A 19,244-nucleotide genomic window follows, 5' to 3' on the forward strand; every position below is an offset into this window, starting at 1 on the left:
TACCTCGATGTCCTCAACTCCTGAGTTCCCACGACACGTCGTCACCGCCGTGCTCGTCGCCCACGACGGCGCCCGGTGGCTGCCGGACGCCCTCGCCGGGCTGCTCGCGCAGGAACGCCCCGTGCAGAACGTCATCGCCGCCGACACCGGCAGCGCCGACGACTCCGCCCGGCTGCTCGCCGAGTCGATCGGCGCCGACCGGGTGCTGCACCTGGCCCGCCGTACGGGCTTCGGCGCCGCCGTCGAGGAGGCCGCCCGCACCGCGCCCGTGCTCGGCCCCGAGGAACTCACGTACCTGAAGCGCCCCAGCGGCTGGGACCCGGTCAGCAGGACCTGGAGCGACGAGGCCTACGACCTGCCCGAACTCCCGCACGGCGAGCCCGTGCAGTGGCTCTGGCTGCTCCACGACGACTGCGCCCCCGAGCCGGACGCCCTCGCCGAACTCCTGCGCGTCGCCGACGCGGACGCGTACGCCGCCGTCGTCGGCCCCAAGCTCCGCGGCTGGTACGACCGCAGGCAGCTGCTCGAAGCCGGCGTCTCCATCGCCCGCAGCGGCCGCCGCTGGACCGGCCTCGACCGCCGCGAGCAGGACCAGGGCCAGCACGACCAGGTCCGCTCCGTCCTCTCCGTCTCCAGCGCCGGCATGCTCATCCGCCGCGACGTCTTCGAGGAGCTCGGCGGCTTCGACCGCCGCCTGCCCCTCATGCGCGACGACGTCGACCTGTGCTGGCGCGCCCACGCCGCGGGACACAGCGTCCTCGTCGCCCCCGACGCCGTCCTGCGGCACGCCGAGGCCTCCGCCCGCGAACGCCGCACCGTCGACTGCGCCGGCCGCTCGGTCGCCAACCCGCACCGCGTCGACAAGGCCGGCGCCGTCTACACCCTGCTTGCCAACAGCCGCGGCGCCACCCTGCCGTACGTCCTGCTCCGGCTCGTCGTCGGCACGCTCCTTCGCACCCTCGCCTACCTCGTCGGCAAGGTCCCCGGCCAGGCCGTCGACGAGGTCATGGGCCTCTTCGCCACCCTGCTGCGCCCCGAGAAGATCCTCGCCGCGCGCAGGCGCCGCAAGAACCCGGCCGTAGCAGCGAGCGAACTCCGCCCGCTCTTCCCGCCGCCCGGCGCCACCATCCGCGCCGCCGCCGAGCAGGTCGTCGCGAACTTCGGCGGCTCCGACGCCGATTCCGGCGGCTCGCGCCACGGCGCCGTCGAGTCAGGACCCGGCGGCGACGACGCCGACTTCCTCGAAGTCGAGCAGTTCGCCCGGCTGAAGAAGATCGCCCGCAAGCCCGGGCCCGTCCTCTTCGCGCTCCTCCTCGTCATCTCCGTCGTCGCCTGCCGCGGCCTGTTCGGCGGCGGCTCCCTCGCGGGCGGCGCCCTGCTGCCCGCCCCCGACACGGTCTCCGAACTCTGGGGGCGGTACGCGGACAGCTGGCACGCCCTCGGCACCGGCGGCACCCAGACCGCGCCGCCCTACCTCGCCGTGCTCGCCGGACTCTCCGCGCTCTTCCTCGGCTCCACCTCCTTCGCGCTCACCGTGCTGCTCGTCTGCTCGGTCCCGCTGGCCGGCTTCACCGCCTACTTCGCCGCCCGCCCGATCGTCGAGTCCGCTCTGCTGCGCGCCTGGGGCGCCATCGCGTACGCCTTCCTGCCCGCCGCCACCGGCGCGCTCGCCGCCGGCCGCCTCGGCACCGCCGTCCTCGCGATCCTGCTCCCGCTCATCGCCCGCGCCGCCGTCGCCGCCCACGGCTTCGCCGGCCAGGGGGGTCGTGGCAGCTGGCGCGCCACCTGGGCGTACACCTTCCTGCTGACGTTCACGATGGCGTTCACGCCGATCGTCTGGCCGATCGCCGTCGTCCTCGGCATCGCCGTGCTCGTCCTGCGCCGCGACGACATCGCCGCCTACGGCCTGCGCTTCCTCGCCACCGTCGGCACCCCGATCCTCGTCCTCGCCCCCTGGTCGCTCTCCCTCCTGACCAGCCCCTCCGCCTTCCTGCGCGAGGCCGGCCTCGACATCCGTACGGGCACGGCCTCCGCCCTCGACCTGCTCGGGATCAGCCCCGGCGGCCCGGGCACCACCGGCGGCCTCCTCCTCATCGGCATCGTCCTCGCCGCCCTGGCCGGACTCCTGCGCGAGGAGCGCCGGTTCGCCGTCCTCGCCGCCTGGACCGCCGCCCTCGTCGGCCTCCTCTTCGCCGCGCTCTCCAACGGCGCCGGCGGCACCGGCTGGGCAGGCCCCGCCACCCTCGTCTACGGCACGGCACTGCTCGCCGCCGGCATGATCGGCGCCGAGTACGGCCGTACCCGCGTCGCCGCGCACGGCTTCGGCTGGCGCCAGCCGGTCGCCGCGCTCATCGCGCTCGCCGCCGCGCTCGGCCCGGTCGTGGCCGCCGGCGGCTGGATGATCGGCGGCGCCGACGGCCCGCTGACCCGGCGCGACCCCGTCCAGGTCCCGGCGTTCGTCGCCGAGGAGAGCGACACCCGCGACCAGCCCCGCACCCTCGTCCTCGGCGGCAGCTCGCCCGGCGAGGTCGCCTACACCCTGGTGCGCGGCTCCGGCGGCCGCCTCGGCGACGCCGAACTGGCCGCCACCGGCGGCGGCGACACCCGCCTCGACAAGGTCGTCTCGCACCTGGTGGCGGGCTCCGGCGCCGACCAGACCGAAGAACTCAGCGGCTTCGCGATCCGCTACGTCCTCGTACGGGACGGGTCGCCGCGCGAGATGGGCCGCGTCCTCGACGCCACCCCCGGCCTCAGCAGGCTCAGCCAGCTCGACGGCAGCGCGCTCTGGCGCGTCGACCGCGAGGTGGCCCGCGCGATGATCGTCCCCGCCCCGAAGGCCGGCGACGCGAAGCCGGCCGACCAGCCGGCCGAGGCCGGGGGTGGCGTCGAGCAGGCGGCCAAGCCGGTCGCCGTCGCCGCGGGCCCCGTCGAGGTGCACACGGAGATCCCCGCAGGGCCGGCGGGCCGCGTCCTGCGCATCGCCGACCGCGCCGACGAGGGCTGGACCGCCACCCTCGACGGCAAGGTGCTCGAGAAGACCACCGTCGACGACTGGGCCCAGGGCTTCCAGCTGCCCGCCGACGGCGGCCGGCTCGACGTCACGTACGACCAGCCGTTCACCCACACCCTGTGGATCTGGACCCAGGTCGGCCTCGGCGTCGTCCTGCTCGTGCTCGCCCTGCCCGGGCGGCGCCGCGAGATCGACGACGACCTGCCCGACGAGGAGGTCGTCATCCCCGCCCAGGCGATGGAGGGCGACGGCCGCCGGGCCCGCCGCCTCCGCGCGGCGGCGGAGGCCGAAGCCGCCCAGGAGCAGGGCGAGGAGCAGGCAGCGGAATCCGCGTACGAAGCGCAGGCCGAGCCCGAGCCCGTCCCCGTACCCCAGGAGCAGCCGTACGCGGCCGCCGATTGGCAGCAGCAGGAGCAGTACGCCCAGCAGGGGTACTACCAGCAGCCCCAGCAGTACGCCGAGTACGGCACCGACCCGTACGCCCAGCAGCAGTACGACCCGTACGCCCAGCAGGGCTACGACCCGCAGCAACAGCAGGACCAGCAGAGCTACGAGCAGTACCCGCAGCAGGGCTACGACCAGCAGCAGGCCTACGACCCGTACGCGTACGGCTACGAGACCGAGCAGCGTCCCGACGGGAGCAGCAACCAGTGAAGCGCACCACCCTCTCCCTGATCGCGGTCGCCACCGCCCTCGCCGCCGTCACCGGCTTCGCCGCCCTGACCGCCCCCGACGGCTCCGCCGCCCCCGAGGCCAAGGCGCCGACCACGCTGCCCGTGGAGCGCTCCAGCCTGCTGTGCCCGGCGCCCAGCAGCTCCGAGGTGGCCGAGACGGACTACGTGTCGTACACCCCGGCAGCGGGTTCGTCGGCCAAGGGCTCCGGCGCCGCCGCTCCCACCGCCAAGGCCGAGCTCAAGGCCGCCGCGTCCGCCGCCACCCCCGGCGGCACCACGGCGAAGAAGCCCGGCAAGGCCCCGGCCACCGTCACCGAGCCCGGCAAGCCCGTCGCCGCCGAGGCGAACGGGCCCACCGCCCCCGCCCTGACGGGCGCGGCCACCGGCGGCCTCGCCCCCGGCTGGACCGTCCAGCAGACCACCGTCGTCACCGCGGGCGGCGCGCGCGGCCTCCTCGGCGTCGCCTGCGGCGCGCCCGACACCGACTTCTGGTTCCCGGCCGCCTCCACGGCCAAGGAGCGCCAGGACTACGTCCACCTCACCAACCCGGACGACAGCGCGGCCGTCGCCGACATCCAGCTGTACGGCCCCGAGGGCGAGCTGAAGTCGCAGCTGACCGAGGGCATCCCCGTCCCGGCCCACTCCAGCGTCCCCGTCCTGCTCTCCACGCTCACCGGCCAGGCCCCCACGGCCGACGTGACCGTGCACGTCACGACCCGCAGCGGCCGGGTCGGCGCGGTCGTCGGCGCCGCCGACGACAAGCTCGGCAGCGACTGGCTCCCCGCCTCCGCCGACCCGGCCGGCACCGCCGTCCTGCCCGGCATCCCCGCCGACGCGACCTCGGTGCGCCTGGTGGCGTACGCCCCCGGCGAGGACGACGCCGAGCTGAAGATCCAGCTGGTCGGCGAGACGGGCACGATCGTCCCGGCGAGCGCGCAGGCCCTGCACGTGAAGTCGGGGATGACCGCCTCCGTCGACCTCCCGGACCTCACCCGCGGCGAGACCGGCTCCCTGCTGCTCACCCCGTCCGACCCGAAGAAGTCGACCCCGTTCGTGGCGGCGCTGCGCGTCACGCGGGGCAAGGGCGACAAGCAGGAGGTCGCGTTCATCCCGGCCACGGCCCCGATCGCCGCCCGCGCGACCGTCGCCGACAACCGCGCGGCGGGCTCGACGCTCTCGCTGACCGCGCCCGGCGAGGCGGCCCAGGTCAAGGTCACCGCCTCGGCCGGCACGGGCGGCGGCACCCCGGTCACCAAGACCGTCACGGTCAAGGCGGGCACGACGGCGAAGGTCACCGAACTGGTCCCGGCCGGTCTCAAGGGCTCCTACGCCCTGACCGTCGAGCGGGTCTCCGGCGGCCCGGTCCACGCCTCACGCCTGCTGGAGGTCCCGGAGGACGGGATCCCGATGTTCACGGTCCAGACGCTGGTGGACGACCGGGGCACGGTCATGGTCCCCACGGCGAAGCAGGACCTCGGGGTCCTGGACGACTGAGGCCGCTGGAGAATGCGGTCTCAGTCCTGCCCGTACCGAGGATCGACGGACTCGGGGGAGAGCCCGAGCAGCTCCGCCACCTGCTCCACCACGACCTCGTGGACGAGCAGCGCCCGTTCGTCGCGGCTCTTGGAGCGGATCTCGACGGGCCGCCGGTAGACGACCACGCGGGCCGGGTCGTCCTTCGCCGCCGGGGCGGAGCCGCCCAGCGGCACCGCCTCGCCGGGCGCGGAGGGCGGCACGTCGAGCACCAGGAACTCGACGTCCGCCAGCTGCGGCCAGCGCCGCTCCAGGCGCTCCACCGAGTCGAGGACGAGATCGCGGAAGGTGTCGGCGCGGCTCGCGGACAGCGGCACCTGCGGCGGGGCGACCGGCCCCCGCATCCCGCGGCCATGACGGTCACGACGGCGCGTCCGGGGCTCCACCGGAGCCGGGCGCGCCTCGGCGGAGCCGGACTCGCCCGCGCGGGACTCACCCGCGAGGGGTTCGCCCGAGCGGGGCTCGTTCACCGGGGAGTCGCCCGTACGGGACTCGGCCGGACGGGACGAGGGACGCGGCGGCACAGGACTGTCCATCACTGACGCAGCGTAACTCTCCTCGGTGTCACGCGACCGTGGCGCACACGTGCCACCTGGGCGTGGCCCCCACCCGGCCTGTCGATAGTTGAACATTCCAGCCAAGCGCGGGCTCGATTCCATAGGTTCAAGCGATCGGCCATCTGGCCGTCGTTGACCGGATTCCTGTCGGACGTTGTCCGGATCGACCGCCGTCCCCACCCCCGTACCCCTCCTTACGCGCAGGTCAGGACGGCCGCCCGAAGAAGGCCCGTGTCCGAGGTCACAGCGCGACACGGGCGAGTGACCTGGTGGAGAGTCGTCGCGGCCCGCTCAAGAGTGCGGTACCGTCCAACGTCGTGAGCCCTGTACGTCGCTGTTCGCGCACCGCGTGCGGCCGCCCTGCCGTCGCGACACTGACGTACGTCTATGCCGACTCGACTGCGGTCCTCGGCCCGCTCGCCACCTACGCCGAGCCCCACTGCTACGACCTGTGCGCCGAGCACAGCGAGCGCCTCACCGCGCCGCGCGGCTGGGAGGTCGTCCGGCTCGCCGATCCCTCCGCGCCCGCCCGCCCCAGCGGCGACGACCTCGAAGCCCTCGCCAACGCGGTACGGGAGGCGGCCCGCCCCCAGGAACGCGCGGCGGAGGCCGGCGGCAAGGGCGGTCGCGGCGGGGACCCCATGGAGGTCGGCCGCCGAGGCCACCTGCGCGTCCTGCGCTCCCCGGACAACTGATTCCCGGCTGCTGATTCCCGGCCACGCCGCCAATTCCGGCCTCGCCGCCAAGGCGCTCTGCCCTCCCACGCACGGCCCCCGGTAGGTTGGGCCTCCGTACACGCGCCGCACACGCGTGCCGACGAAGGCGTATTCAGGAGGGTTGTTCCGTGGCTGCTGATCTGTCGCAGATCGTGAAGGCGTACGACGTCCGCGGGGTGGTGCCGGATCAGTGGGACGAGACGCTCGCGGAGCTGTTCGGCGCCGCGTTCGTCCAGGTGACGGCCGCGGACGCGATCGTGATCGGCCACGACATGCGGCCCTCCTCGCCGGGCCTGTCGGGCGCCTTCGCCCGCGGCGCGGCCCGGCTCGGCGCCGACGTCACCCTGATCGGGCTCTGCTCGACGGACCAGCTCTACTTCGCCTCCGGCAGCCTGAACCTGCCGGGCGCGATGTTCACCGCCTCGCACAACCCGGCCCAGTACAACGGCATCAAGATGTGCCGCGCGGGCGCCGCCCCCGTGGGCCAGGACACCGGGCTCTCCGAGATCCGCGCCCTGGTCGAGCGGTGGTCGCGGGAGGGCGCCCCGGAGGCGGCCGCCACGACCGGCACGATCACCGAGCGGGACACGCTGAAGGAGTACGCCGCCCACCTGACCGGGCTGGTCGACCTCACCGCGATCCGCCCGCTGAAGGTCGTCGTGGACGCCGGCAACGGCATGGGCGGCCACACCGTCCCCACCGTCTTCGAGGGCCTCCCGCTGACCCTCGTACCGATGTACTTCGAGCTCGACGGCACGTTCCCGAACCACGAGGCCAACCCGCTCGACCCGGCCAACATCGTCGACCTCCAGGCCCGCGTCCGCGCCGAGGGCGCCGACCTCGGCCTCGCCTTCGACGGCGACGCCGACCGCTGCTTCGTCGTCGACGAGCGCGGCGAGGCGGTCTCCCCGTCCGCGATCACGGCGCTCGTCGCCGCCCGCGAGCTGGCGAAGACCCCCGGCGGCACGGTCATCCACAACCTGATCACCTCCTGGTCGGTCCCCGAGGTCGTCCGCGAGAACGGCGGCGTGCCGGTCCGCACCCGCGTCGGCCACTCCTTCATCAAGGAGGAGATGGCGAAGACGGGCGCGATCTTCGGCGGCGAGCACTCCGCGCACTACTACTTCAAGGACTTCTGGAACGCCGATACGGGCATGCTCGCCGCGCTCCACGTCCTGGCCGCCCTCGGTGGCCAGGAGGGCCCGCTGTCGGAGCTGGTCTCCTCGTACGACCGCTACGCGGGCTCGGGCGAGATCAACTCCACGGTCGCCGACCAGACGGCCCGCACGGCGGCCGTCAAGGCCGCGTACGCGGACCAGGAGGGCGTCACCCTCGACGAGCTGGACGGCCTGACGGTGGCGGCGGCCGACTGGTGGTTCAACCTCCGCCCCTCCAACACCGAGCCCCTCCTCCGCCTGAACGTGGAGGCGCGGGACGAGGCGACGATGACCAAGGTCCGCGACGAGGTCCTGGAGCTCGTCCGCGCGACGGCCTGACCGGGCGGCTCCGGCCGGGGGACGGGGCGGGCGGCGTCCCCCGGCGGTAGGCTGACCTGGCCCGAAGGGCAGCACCACCATTCGTTTGCTCGAAGGGAAAACCCATGCCGCTCGAAGCCGGCCTCCTGGAGATCCTGGCCTGCCCGGCGTGCCACGCGCCGCTGAACGACCGCACGGCGGCCGACACCCCCGAACTGATCTGCACCAGCCCCGACTGCGCCCTCGCCTACCCGGTCCGCGACGGCATCCCGGTCCTCCTGGTCGACGAGGCCCGCCGCCCGCAGTAGCAGGCCAGAGGGAGGGCTCGCCGCCGACGGCGAGTAGGTCCTACGGACGTCTCGCCGTCGGCGGCGAACCGTCCTACGGACGGTTCGCCGCCGACGGCGAGACACCACCCACCGGAAGACCCGCACCTCTGTCTTCCCAGTTGTACGGGTGGTGCGGGTGGGAACGAGAAGCCCGGCCGAAGGCCGGGCGCACCCCCAGCCCGCACGGCCCGCACCCGCACGAGCCCGCACCCGCCCCCTCACCGGAGGCCACATGCTCGACGAGACCCTCCTCGACGCCCCGGACGCCCTCGCCCTCGCAGACCGCCGCAGCCTCCTCCGCGGCGCCGCCGAGGCCGGCGCACGGGTGCGGACCGCGGCCCGGCACGCCACCGAAGCCGGAATCGCCGAGCTCAGCCCCGAGGGCCGCCCCCGCGCCGTCCTCGTCGCGGGCCCCGGCACCGCCGCCGCCGGCGTCGCGGACCTGGTCGGCGCCCTGGCAGGCGCCGCCGCCCCGGTGATCCGCCTCCAGCCCACCGGCGTAGCCCCCGCCCCCGGCGCCCTGCGCTGGGCCCTGCCCGGCTGGGCGGGCTCCGTGGACCTCCTCCTCATCCCGACCATCGACGGCTCCGAACCCGGCCTCGCCCTCCTCGCCGAGCAGGCGTACCGGCGCGGCATCACCGTCGTCGCCGTCGCCCCGAAGACCTCCCCGCTCGCCGAGACCGTCAGCGCGCCCCGCGGACTGCTCGTCCCGATGGCGATGGCCCCGCACGAGAACCCCCAGGAGTACGAGGAGACCCTCGCGGCCGGGCCCGGCGCCCTGTGGGCCCTGTTCACCCCGCTCCTCGCGCTGCTGGACCGCGTCGGCCTGGTCGAGGCCCCGTCCGAGACGCTGGAGAAGGTCGCCGACCGCCTGGACCGTACGGCCGAGCGCTGCGGCCCGGCCATCGCCACGTACAGCAACCCGGCCAAGACGCTCGCCGCCGAACTCGCCGACTCGCTCCCGCTGATCTGGACCGAGGGCGACGCCGCCGGCCCCGTGGGCCGCCGCTTCGCCGCGGTCCTCGCCGAACTGGCCGGCCTGCCCGCGCTCGCCGCCGAACTCCCCGAGGCCCTGCCCGCCCACGGCGTCCTGCTCGCCGGCGACTACGCGGCCGGCGCCGACCCCGACGACTTCTTCCGCGACCGCGTCGACGAGCAGCAGGCCCTGCGCGCCCGGGTCGTGCTGCTGCGCGACCGCCCGACCGACGCGGGCGGCCTGACCGCCGCACCCGCGGCCCGCGAACTGGCCCTCAGCCACGGCACCGCCATCAGCGAACTGGAGCCACTCGCCTCGGAGGAGAACCCGGGCGAGGCGGGCGAACTCCTGGAGACCCTGGCCGAACTCGTCGCCGTCACGGACTTCGCCGCCATCTACCTCTCCCTGGCCTCGGCGGGCATCGCACCCCCGCCACCCCCGACGTAAACCCACCCGTCACGTCGCCGCCACGTCCCAGACGCCCCACCCCACTTCCATCAGCACGATCGCATCACCGCATCACCGCACCGAGGAAAGCTGGAAGGCTCCATGGACCGCCTCGTCAACACCGTCCGCCCCTACGCCTGGGGCTCCACCACGGCCATCCCGGAACTCCTGGGAACCCCGCCCACCGGCGAACCCCAGGCCGAGATGTGGATGGGCGCCCACCCCGGCGCCCCCTCCCGCACGGAGCGCGGACCGCTCAACGAGGTCATCGACGCCGATCCCGTACGCGAACTGGGCGCACCGGCCGTCGAGAAGTTCGGCCCGCGCCTGCCCTTCCTCCTCAAGCTGCTCGCCGCCGGAGCCCCGCTCTCCCTCCAGGTCCACCCCGACCTCGCCCAGGCGAAGGCCGGATTCGCCGCCGAGGAGGCGGCCGGCGTCCCGATCGACGCGCCCCACCGCAACTACAAGGACGCCAACCACAAGCCCGAACTGGTCTGCGCCCTCACGCCGTTCAACGGCCTGTGCGGTTTCCGCGACCCGATCGAGGCCGCCGACGCACTCTCCGCGCTCGGCGTCGACTCCCTCAAGCCGTACGTCGACCTCCTGCACGCCCACCCCGAAGAGGCCGCGCTGCGCGAGGTCCTGACGGCCCTGCTGAGCGCGGACCCGGCGGAGATGGCGCACACCGTCACCGAGGCCGCGGCCGCCGCCGAACGCCTGGGCGGCGCCCACGCCCCGTACGCCGCGCTCGCCCACCACTACCCGAGCGACCCCGGCGTCATCGCCGCCATGCTGCTCAACTTCGTCCAACTCCAGCCCGGCGAAGCCCTCTACCTCGGCGCGGGCGTCCCGCACGCCTACCTCGACGGCCTCGGCGTCGAGATCATGGCCAACTCCGACAACGTGCTCCGCTGCGGCCTCACCCCGAAGCACGTCGACGTCCCGGAGCTGCTCAAGATCGTCCGCTTCGAGCCGACCGACCCGGGCATCCTGCGCCCCGAGGCGTCCCCGTCGGGCGAGGAGGTCTACGACACCCCCATCGACGAGTTCCGCCTCTCCCGCTTCGTACGGGCCGAGGGAGCCGCCCCCACCGACGTCACCGCCCCCACCCCGCAGATCCTGCTGGCCGTCGCGGGCCGCCCGAAAGCGGGCGAAGTCACCCTGGCCCCGGGCGAATCCGTCTTCGTACCGGCGGGCGAATCGACCGAACTGTCCGGTACGGGAACGGTCTTCCGCGCCACCGTCGTCGCCTGATGCAACAATGACCGGCCGAATGGCGGCAACAGTGCCGGAGTACCGACGAAGGGAACACGTACACCCATGAGCGCGTCAGGCGGAACCAAGGCGATCGTGGCGGCGCTCGCCGCGAACCTCGCGATCGCGGTAGCCAAGTTCGTGGCGTTCCTCTTCAGCGGTTCGTCCTCGATGCTGGCCGAGAGCGTCCACTCGCTGGCCGACTCCGGCAACCAGGGCCTGCTGCTGCTCGGCGGCAAGAAGGCCAAGCGCGAAGCGACCCCGCAGCACCCCTTCGGCTACGGCCGCGAGCGGTACATCTACGCCTTCCTCGTCTCGATCGTGCTCTTCTCCGTCGGTGGCATGTTCGCCATCTACGAGGGCTACGAGAAGATCAAGCACCCGCACCCGATCGAGGACTGGTACTGGCCGATCGGCGTGCTCGTCTTCGCGATCATCGCCGAGACGTTCTCCTTCCGCACGGCCATCAAGGAGTCGAACGCGATCCGCGGCGGCCAGTCCTGGACGGAGTTCGTCCGCCGCGCGAAGGCCCCCGAGCTCCCGGTCGTCCTCCTGGAGGACCTCGGCGCGCTCGTCGGCCTCTTCCTCGCCCTCGGCGGCGTCGGCATCGCGCTCCTGACGGGTGACGGCGTCTGGGACGGCATCGGCACCCTCTGCATCGGCATCCTGCTCATCGTCATCGCGATCGTCCTCGCGGCGGAGACCAAGTCGCTGCTGCTCGGCGAGTCCGCCGGCGTCGACCAGGTGAAGAAGATCGAGGAGGCGGTCGTCGACGGCGAGACCGTCACCCGCCTCATCCACATGCGCACGCTCCACCTCGGCCCGGAGGAGCTCCTGGTCGCCGCCAAGGTGGCCGTACGCCACGACGAGACGGCCACCCAGGTCGCCAACGCCATCAACGCGGCCGAAGAGCGCATCCGCGCGGCGGTCCCGATCGCCCGGGTGATCTACCTGGAACCGGACGTCTACAGCGAGGCGGCAGCCGCGGCCGGCGAAAACCCGGCCAAGACCCCGGGCGGCACAAGCCACTGACGCCCTGACGCCCACCGTTGTGGGCAATCGTTCCGCAGGGCGGAACGGGTGGGCACAACCCACGACGAGCGGCGCCGCTTCAAGCCCCGCACCACAAGGGCCCGAGGTCACAAGACCCCGGGCCCTTGTTGCTGCGGCGACGCTTACTGAACCTCGCCCAGGATCCCGAGCACCGCCGCCGCGTCGCCCGCCTCAAGCAACCTCTCCCGGAACCCCGGATCCATCAGCTTCCGCGACAACATCGCGAGAATCCGCAGATGCTCGTCCCCCGCCGCCGCCTCCGGCACCGTGATCATGAAGATCAGCCGCGCCTTCGTCCCGTCGAGCGAGCCCCACTCCACCCCCTCGGCCGACCGGGCGAACCCGACGATCGGCGCCGTCACGGCATCGGTCTTGGCATGCGGAATGGCGATCTCCTCACCGAGCCCGGTCGTTCCCTGGGCCTCCCGCGCGAACGCGGCCCGCACGAGCCCGTCGAGGTCCGCGACCTTCCCGGTGGTGGCGAGCATCGCGGCCATCTCACGGATGGCGGAGTCCTTGTCGCCTGCGTCCAGCCGTACGTTCACGGTGGCGCCGGTCAGATACCCGGAGAGCACGTCTTCGCGGCTTGCCAGGTCACCCCCACCGGACCCACCCACACCCGCACCGACCAGCGCAGGCGCAGGCTCAGCCACAACCCCAAGCCCAGGCCCCCCGGCCACAGCAACGGCAGGCACCAGCACCTCTGCACCCACCCCACCCCGGTTCCGCCGCTCCCGAATGTCGATGAGCGCGTTCGTGGTGAGCGCGGTGACGACCGTGCCGACGGCCACGGCGAGGAAGAACATCGGCACCCCGCCCACCGCGCCGAGCACCGCCACGATCGGCCCGCCGTGCGGCACCGCGTCCGTCACGCCGGCCATGCCCGCGATCGCACCGGCGACCGCGCCACCGAGCATGTTCGCGGGGATCACCTGCGCCGGCCGAGCCGCCGCGAACGGGATCGCGCCCTCGGAGATACCGAACATGCCCATGAAGAGCGAGGCCATCCCGGTCTCCCGCTCCTGCTCCGAGTACAGCTTGCGGCGCATCAGCGTCGCCAGGCCCTGGCCGAGCGGCATCACGGGGATCGCCGCGGCGCACATGCCCATGACGCTCATGTTGCCCGTGGCGATGAGCCCCGCGCCGAAGAGGAACGCCGTCTTGTTGACCGGCCCGCCCATGTCGAACGCGATCATCAGGCCGAGAATCGCGCCCAGCAGAATGGCGCTCGTCCCGGTCATCCCGCCGAGCCAGCTCGTCAGATGCTCGAAGACCCAGGAGATCGGCTGCCCGATCACGTAGATGAAGAAGAGCCCCAGGGCCGTGGTCGCCACGATGGGGATCACGATGATCGGCATGATGGGCTGGACGAACTTCGGCACCCGGACCTTCTTGATCCACAGCACCAGATAGCCGGCGAGGAAGCCGGTCACGATCGCCCCGATGAAGCCCGCGCCCGCCTCCGAGTGGTACAGCGAACCGTCCGCGGCGATCCAGCCGCCGATCATGCCCGGCACGAGCGCGGGCCGGTCCCCGATCGCGTAGGCGATGTAGCCGGACAGGATCGGCACCATCAGCTTGAAGCCGATGACACCGATGTTGTTGACGTCCATCCAGAAGGAGTCCTTCGGGATGACGAGACCGTCGGGGGTCGCGTGCCCGCCGATCGCGAGCGAGATCGCGATCAGCAGCCCGCCGACGACGACGAACGGAATCATGTACGAGACACCGTTCATCAGCGCCTTGTACGCGACACTCCGCTCCTTCCCACCCCCGGCACCGCCCTCGGACTTACCGGCCCCGTCGGCGCCGTCACCCCCGCCCGCTCCCTGCACGGGCGCACTCCGCACCTGCTCGATCAGCCGTTCCGGATGGTGGATGCCCTCGGCCACCCCGACGGTCAGCACCCGCTTCCCGACGAACCGACTGCGGTCCACGTCCTTGTCGGCCGCGATGATGATGCCGTCCGCATGCCTGACATCGTTGTCACTGAGAACATTCTCAGCCCCGATGGATCCCTGTGTCTCCACCTTGATCTCGACGCCGAGCGCCTGCGCGGCCTGCGCCAGCTTCTCCGCCGCCATATAGGTGTGGGCGATACCGGTCGGACAGGCCGTGACCGCGAGCAGCCTCACCGTCCGCCCCTCACTCGCTGGACTGGTCACGGGCTTCTCCTCGTACTCGCTGGTGGTTCCCCAGCATCGTGCCCCAGATGGCAACGCTGTCAAAAGTGCGTAAGGCCCCGGATGACCGGGCCACAGGGCCCTATGTCGAGCCCGGATCCGGCCTGATCCCCGTCCTGGGCGGGCTGTGGATCGTCGGGGCGATCGGTGTAGATTCGTGACCAGCCAGACGTCGCTGCTGATGGCGGTCGGGCGGGCCTTTCGGGGACCGGCCGAGGGAGAGAGGGCCTCCGACGACTGCACCGCGTGAGTACCCGGGCATTCGTATGCCCGAGCCACCTCATCTCGCGGTGTCAGGCATGCCCCGACCGACCCTCGAATCGACCGAGCCCTCGAACTCGATCGAACCCGATCCATGAGGAGCAGCCCAGTCATGACGACTGCCGCCACCCAGCAGGACTTCAAGGTCGCCGACCTCTCCCTGGCCACCTTCGGCCGCAAGGAGATCACCCTCGCCGAGCACGAGATGCCCGGCCTGATGTCGATCCGCCGCGAGTACGCCGAGCAGCAGCCGCTCGCCGGCGCCCGGATCACCGGCTCCCTCCACATGACCGTGCAGACCGCCGTCCTGATCGAGACCCTGGTCGCCCTCGGCGCCGAGGTCCGCTGGGCGTCCTGCAACATCTTCTCCACCCAGGACCACGCCGCCGCGGCCATCGCCGTCGGCCCGAACGGCACCCCCGACGCCCCCGCCGGCGTCCCGGTCTTCGCCTGGAAGGGCGAGACCCTCGAGGAGTACTGGTGGTGCACGGAGCAGGCCCTGACCTGGCCGAACACGCCCACCGGCGGCCCGAACATGATCCTCGACGACGGTGGTGACGCCACCCTCCTCGTCCACAAGGGCGTCGAGTTCGAGAAGGCCGGCTCCGCCCCGGACCCGTCGACCGCGGACAGCGAGGAGTACGGCTACATCCTCCGTCTCCTCAACCGCACCCTCGGCGAGAACCCGCAGAAGTGGACCCAGCTCGCGTCCGAGATCCGCGGTGTCACCGAGGAGACCACGACCGGCGTCCACCGCCTGTACGAGATGCACCAGGCCGGCTCGCTCCTCTTCCCGGCGATCAACGTGAACGACGCGGTGACGAAGTCGAAGTTCGACAACAAGTACGGCTGCCGCCATTCCCTCATCGACGGCATCAACCGTGCCACCGACGTCCTCATCGGCGGCAAGACCGCCGTCGTCTGCGGCTACGGCGACGTCGGCAAGGGCTGCGCCGAGTCCCTGCGCGGCCAGGGCGCCCGCGTCATCGTCACCGAGATCGACCCGATCTGCGCGCTCCAGGCGGCGATGGACGGCTACCAGGTCGCGACCCTGGACGACGTCGTCGAGACGGCCGACATCTTCATCACCACCACGGGCAACAAGGACGTCATCATGGCGTCCGACATCGCCCGCATGAAGCACCAGGCCATCGTCGGAAACATCGGCCACTTCGACAACGAGATCGACATGGCCGGCCTGGCCGCCACCCCCGGCATCGTCAAGGACGAGGTCAAGCCGCAGGTCCACACCTGGACCTACCCCGACGGCAAGGTCGTCATCGTCCTCTCCGAGGGCCGCCTGCTGAACCTGGGCAACGCGACCGGCCACCCCTCCTTCGTGATGTCGAACTCCTTCGCGGACCAGACCCTGGCCCAGATCGAGCTCTTCACCAAGCCGGAGGAGTACCCGACCGACGTCTACGTCCTCCCGAAGCACCTGGACGAGAAGGTCGCGCGCCTCCACCTCGCCTCGCTCGGCGTGCGGCTCACGACCCTCCGCCCCGAGCAGGCCGCCTACATCGGCGTCCAGGTCGAGGGCCCGTACAAGCCGGACCACTACCGCTACTGATGCCGGCACGGGCGTGCGCCGTGCACTGACGCACGCCCGTCACCCGCACCCGTAGAGGAATCAGGCAGGCCCCCGCACCCCCGTGCCGGGGGCCTGCCTCGTCCGATCGGCCCGCACCCGGGCCCTACCGCCCCACGAAGCTCCCCGAGGATTCGGATCCATGCCCCGCGGCCGTTATTCGCTCCATGACCCGCACGATCACACCCCCCTCGGCGAAGAACACTTCAACTGCGCGCCCGGCCCGTCCGGCTGGCGCTACGTCTCCCAGACCACCACCCCCTCCGGCGACCACGCCGGCTCCGTCGACCTGGCCATCGACGAACTCGGCCGCCCCATCCGACTCGAACTCCACGCCGCGAGCTGGCAGGTCCGCGGCGCCGCCCTCGACGGCGTCACCTGGGTCCGTACGGACCCCACCGGAACCCACGCCACCGAAGGCAATGTGCGCGCCCACGCCTTCACCGGCACGTCCCCGGCGTTCCTCGTCGCGATCACTCGAATGCTGCGCCTCACCCCCGCTTCCCCCGCGACCCGCATCCGGCTCGTCGCCTTCACGGATCCCGTGCTCGCCCCCCTCACGATCGACCAGTCCTGGGCCCTGATGAACAGTGAAGCGCACGCCACTGACAACGGCCGTCTGATCGTGGACGAGTACCAGGTCAACGCCCTGGACACGGGAGAACAGCACACGGTTCACATCACCGGAGACGTGGTCCTGTCCGCCCCCGGCATCGAGCTGGAATCGCTCGACACCCCGCCGTCGGTCTTCCCCGACACCGCGACCTAGGCGGGCGGCGCGAACCCGGTGGAACGCGGCGCCTCAGCGCCAGGCGATGCCGGAGCAGGAGCCTGAGTAGGCGGAACACTGCCGCCGGCGGAAACACCCCCGACCGGACCGCCACCAGGTCGCTCGTAACCAACACCTCCCACACCAGCCACCCCTGCCCCCATCCGAGCAGGGGAGAAGGCCCGCCGGGCGTCGCGCGCCTGCCGCTCGCCGACGACACCGGCCAGATACGCGGCCGCGGGCACACCAGCGGGCGGCGGGGTCCCCGTCCGCGCGACCAGCTCGTCCGCCAGCCGCTCGGCGATCCGCTGCCCCACCGCGGGATCCAGCTGCCGCATCCGCGTCAGGTACTGCCGTATCTCCAGCCAGAGCCCGTCCGGCACGCGGGAGAGATCCAGCCCGGTGAAACGCCCCACGAGCCACGGCGGGGGAGGCGGTACGAACGCGCTCCGCGCCGCCGGCACCCGCTCCCGTACGACGAGGGTCCCGGCGAAGACATCACCGAGCCGCCGCCCCCGGGCGGACACGAGCGAGGCGATACAGGCGACGACCCCGAACGTCATCAGGACCTCCACCACCGCCATCGCACCCCGCACCAGCGCGTGCCGGAACCGGATCGGCCCCCCGTCGTCCCGCACCACGCGCAGCCCGCAGGCCAGCTTCCCCAACGACCGCCCGTGCGACAGCGTCTCCACCGCGATGGGCGCTCCCACCAGCACGAGGAGGAAGCAGGCGATGTTCACCGCCATCTGCGCGGCCTCGTCGAGAGAAGCCGTGGCCAGCGTGAGCCCGACCGTGACGAGCAGATAGCCCGCCCAGACGACCACCAGATCAAGGAAGAGCGCCAGAGCCCGGCTGGGCAGCCGCGCCGGCTGCAGCCCCAATACGACGGCGTCCCCCGTCACCACCCCGCTCACGGCACCCACCCCTTCGCTCACTCCGCCCGACCCTCAGATACGACAGTCTGCCAAGCTGACCCGCAGCGCGCCGCAGTAGTACGGACCCGTACGCACCACCCAGTGCCTGGAGCAGCAGCCGATCATGGACCTTGACGTCTTCGTCACCGCCCACCGCGCCGAGTGGGACCGCCTCGACCACCTCCTGCGCCGCGGCGGCAAGCTCGCCGGAGCCGAGGCCGACGAACTCGTGGCCCTGTACCAGCGGACGGCCACCCACCTCTCCCTGATCCAGTCCAGCGCCCCGGACCCGATGCTCACGGCCCGGCTCACCCAGCTCGTCGCCCGAGCCCGAGCCACGGTCACCGGCACCCGCCGCTCCTCCTGGCGCGACGCGGCCACCTTCCTGACGGCGGGCTTCCCGGCCGCCGTCTACCGCTCACGCCACTGGTGGATCCCGACGGCCGTCCTCTCCCTTCTTCTCGCGGCGATCATCGGCTGGTGGATCGGCACGCACCCCGAGGTGCAGTCCGCCATAGGCGCCTCGGCGGAGCTCCGCGAGATGACCCGCCCGGGCGGCCAGTACGAGACGTACTACTCGAGCAACCCGGCCGGCTCCTTCGCGGCCCAGGTCTGGACGAACAACGCCCAGGCCGCCGCCATGTGCCTGGTCCTGGGAGCGTTCCTGGGCATTCCGGTGCTCTGGGTCCTCTTCTTCAACATGTTGAACGTCGGCGTGGCCATCGGCCTGATGTCCGCAGCCGGTCGGCTCGACATCATGCTGGGCCTGCTCCTCCCGCACGGCCTCCTCGAACTGACCGCCGTATTCGTTGCCGCCGGCACCGGCCTCAAGCTCGGCTGGACGGTCATCGACCCCGGCCCGACGACCCGCAGAGCGGCGCTGGCCACCCAGGGCCGCGCCGCCGTCGGCATGGCCATCGGCCTCGCCGTCGTCCTCTTCATCTCGGGCCTCATCGAAGGCTTCGTGACCCCGTCGGGCCTCCCCACCTGGGCCCGCATCACCATCGGCGTCGCGGCAGAGCTGGCATTCCTCGCCTACGTCTACGTCCTGGGCGGTCGCGCGGCCCGCGCGGGCGAGACCGGCGACCTCGCCGACACCGACCGCAGCGCCGAGCTGCCGACCGCCGCCTGATGTGCGTTCGCCCCCGCTGACCTGCTAGTCTCCTCTTCGCCCACAAAAAACTGTTGACACGGTTCGCGTGGGGAGGTAGATTCAAACGGTTGCCTCGAACTGGACAAGTTCGGTGGCGGCGAGCTAGTATCTCTCTCGCTCCGGTCGGGATTCGATTTCCACGGAGCCACCCCGATTCCTTATTCGAATCACGAAAGCCACCGATTAGGTCGGCCGGAATGAATCTGATAAAGTCGGAATCGCCGGAAAGGGAAACGCGAAAGCGAAGAACAGCCCGGCAGCCCGCTCCAGCGGGTGGCAGAAACGAGAAATCGGGTCTGCTAAGCTGGAAACACGAAAGACCGAAGGGAAAAGCCCGGAGGAAAGCCCG

Annotated in this window: 14 protein-coding genes; 11 read left to right on the plus strand and 3 right to left on the minus strand. The window is 72.3% G+C overall.

Annotated elements, in window-relative coordinates; genetic code table 11:
• Positions 1 to 7: 7 nt before the first annotated feature.
• Positions 8 to 3,664, plus strand: coding sequence for a glycosyltransferase family 2 protein (locus ACWCO8_RS25875; protein WP_451034253.1), 3,657 nt, complete (start codon positions 8 to 10; stop codon positions 3,662 to 3,664).
• Positions 3,661 to 5,178, plus strand: coding sequence for a DUF5719 family protein (locus ACWCO8_RS25880; protein ID WP_451034254.1), 1,518 nt, complete (start codon positions 3,661 to 3,663; stop codon positions 5,176 to 5,178). Before ACWCO8_RS25875 ends, ACWCO8_RS25880 begins: the two co-directional genes overlap by 4 nt.
• A 20-nt stretch (positions 5,179 to 5,198) precedes the next feature.
• On the opposite strand, the gene ACWCO8_RS25885 is transcribed toward ACWCO8_RS25880, so the two are convergent.
• Complete coding sequence (locus ACWCO8_RS25885) at positions 5,199 to 5,603, minus strand: metallopeptidase family protein (protein ID WP_451034274.1); 405 nt, start codon at positions 5,601 to 5,603, stop codon at positions 5,199 to 5,201.
• A gap of 440 nt (positions 5,604 to 6,043) precedes the next feature.
• On the opposite strand from ACWCO8_RS25885, the gene ACWCO8_RS25890 reads away from it, so the two are divergent.
• The 6 genes from ACWCO8_RS25890 to ACWCO8_RS25915 all read left to right on the plus strand — a co-directional run bounded on the left by ACWCO8_RS25890 (position 6,044) and on the right by ACWCO8_RS25915 (position 12,003).
• Positions 6,044 to 6,469, plus strand: coding sequence for a DUF3499 domain-containing protein (locus ACWCO8_RS25890; RefSeq protein WP_362015017.1), 426 nt, complete (start codon positions 6,044 to 6,046; stop codon positions 6,467 to 6,469).
• A gap of 149 nt (positions 6,470 to 6,618) precedes the next feature.
• Entirely contained in the window at positions 6,619 to 7,986 is a 1,368-nt protein-coding gene (locus ACWCO8_RS25895; RefSeq protein ID WP_362015019.1) for a phosphomannomutase/phosphoglucomutase, read from the plus strand.
• A gap of 104 nt (positions 7,987 to 8,090) precedes the next feature.
• A complete protein-coding gene (locus tag ACWCO8_RS25900; RefSeq protein WP_315894164.1) occupies positions 8,091 to 8,273 on the plus strand; it encodes a Trm112 family protein in 183 nt (60 codons plus the stop codon).
• A 253-nt stretch (positions 8,274 to 8,526) separates the two neighbouring features.
• On the plus strand, positions 8,527 to 9,717 hold the full coding sequence (locus ACWCO8_RS25905; protein ID WP_451034255.1) for an SIS domain-containing protein: 1,191 nt from the start codon (positions 8,527 to 8,529) through the stop codon (positions 9,715 to 9,717).
• Positions 9,718 to 9,819: 102 nt separating this feature from the next.
• Positions 9,820 to 10,971 (plus strand): mannose-6-phosphate isomerase, class I, encoded by a 1,152-nt coding sequence (manA, locus tag ACWCO8_RS25910; RefSeq protein ID WP_451034256.1) that lies wholly within the window; start codon positions 9,820 to 9,822, stop codon positions 10,969 to 10,971.
• Positions 10,972 to 11,037: 66 nt separating this feature from the next.
• Positions 11,038 to 12,003 carry a cation diffusion facilitator family transporter gene (locus ACWCO8_RS25915; RefSeq protein ID WP_451034257.1) on the plus strand — a complete coding sequence of 322 codons (966 nt, stop codon included), beginning with the start codon at positions 11,038 to 11,040 and terminating at the stop codon, positions 12,001 to 12,003.
• Positions 12,004 to 12,146: 143 nt separating this feature from the next.
• Here the strand turns inward: ACWCO8_RS25915 and ACWCO8_RS25920 are convergent, their stop codons facing one another.
• Positions 12,147 to 14,189: a fructose-specific PTS transporter subunit EIIC gene (locus ACWCO8_RS25920; RefSeq protein ID WP_451034275.1), complete on the minus strand. Its 2,043-nt coding sequence runs from the start codon at positions 14,187 to 14,189 to the stop codon at positions 12,147 to 12,149.
• 391 nt (positions 14,190 to 14,580) lie between these two features.
• On the opposite strand from ACWCO8_RS25920, the gene ahcY reads away from it, so the two are divergent.
• Together ahcY and ACWCO8_RS25930 are read left to right on the plus strand one after the other, a co-directional pair.
• The gene (gene ahcY, locus ACWCO8_RS25925; protein ID WP_451034258.1) at positions 14,581 to 16,038 is read left to right on the plus strand and encodes an adenosylhomocysteinase; all 1,458 of its coding nucleotides are present in this window, start codon (positions 14,581 to 14,583) and stop codon (positions 16,036 to 16,038) included.
• Between the two features lie 160 nt (positions 16,039 to 16,198).
• A complete protein-coding gene (locus tag ACWCO8_RS25930; RefSeq protein WP_451034259.1) occupies positions 16,199 to 16,825 on the plus strand; it encodes a hypothetical protein in 627 nt (208 codons plus the stop codon).
• Here the strand turns inward: ACWCO8_RS25930 and ACWCO8_RS25935 are convergent.
• A complete protein-coding gene (locus tag ACWCO8_RS25935) occupies positions 16,822 to 17,742 on the minus strand; it encodes an RDD family protein (protein WP_451034260.1) in 921 nt (306 codons plus the stop codon). The two genes, ACWCO8_RS25930 and ACWCO8_RS25935, sit on opposite strands and share 4 nt — an antisense overlap.
• 124 nt (positions 17,743 to 17,866) lie before the next feature.
• On the opposite strand from ACWCO8_RS25935, the gene ACWCO8_RS25940 reads away from it, so the two are divergent.
• The gene (locus ACWCO8_RS25940) at positions 17,867 to 18,874 is read left to right on the plus strand and encodes a stage II sporulation protein M (protein ID WP_451034261.1); all 1,008 of its coding nucleotides are present in this window, start codon (positions 17,867 to 17,869) and stop codon (positions 18,872 to 18,874) included.
• Positions 18,875 to 19,244: the final 370 nt, after the last annotated feature.

This window comes from Streptomyces sp. NPDC001927 (genome assembly GCF_053594455.1).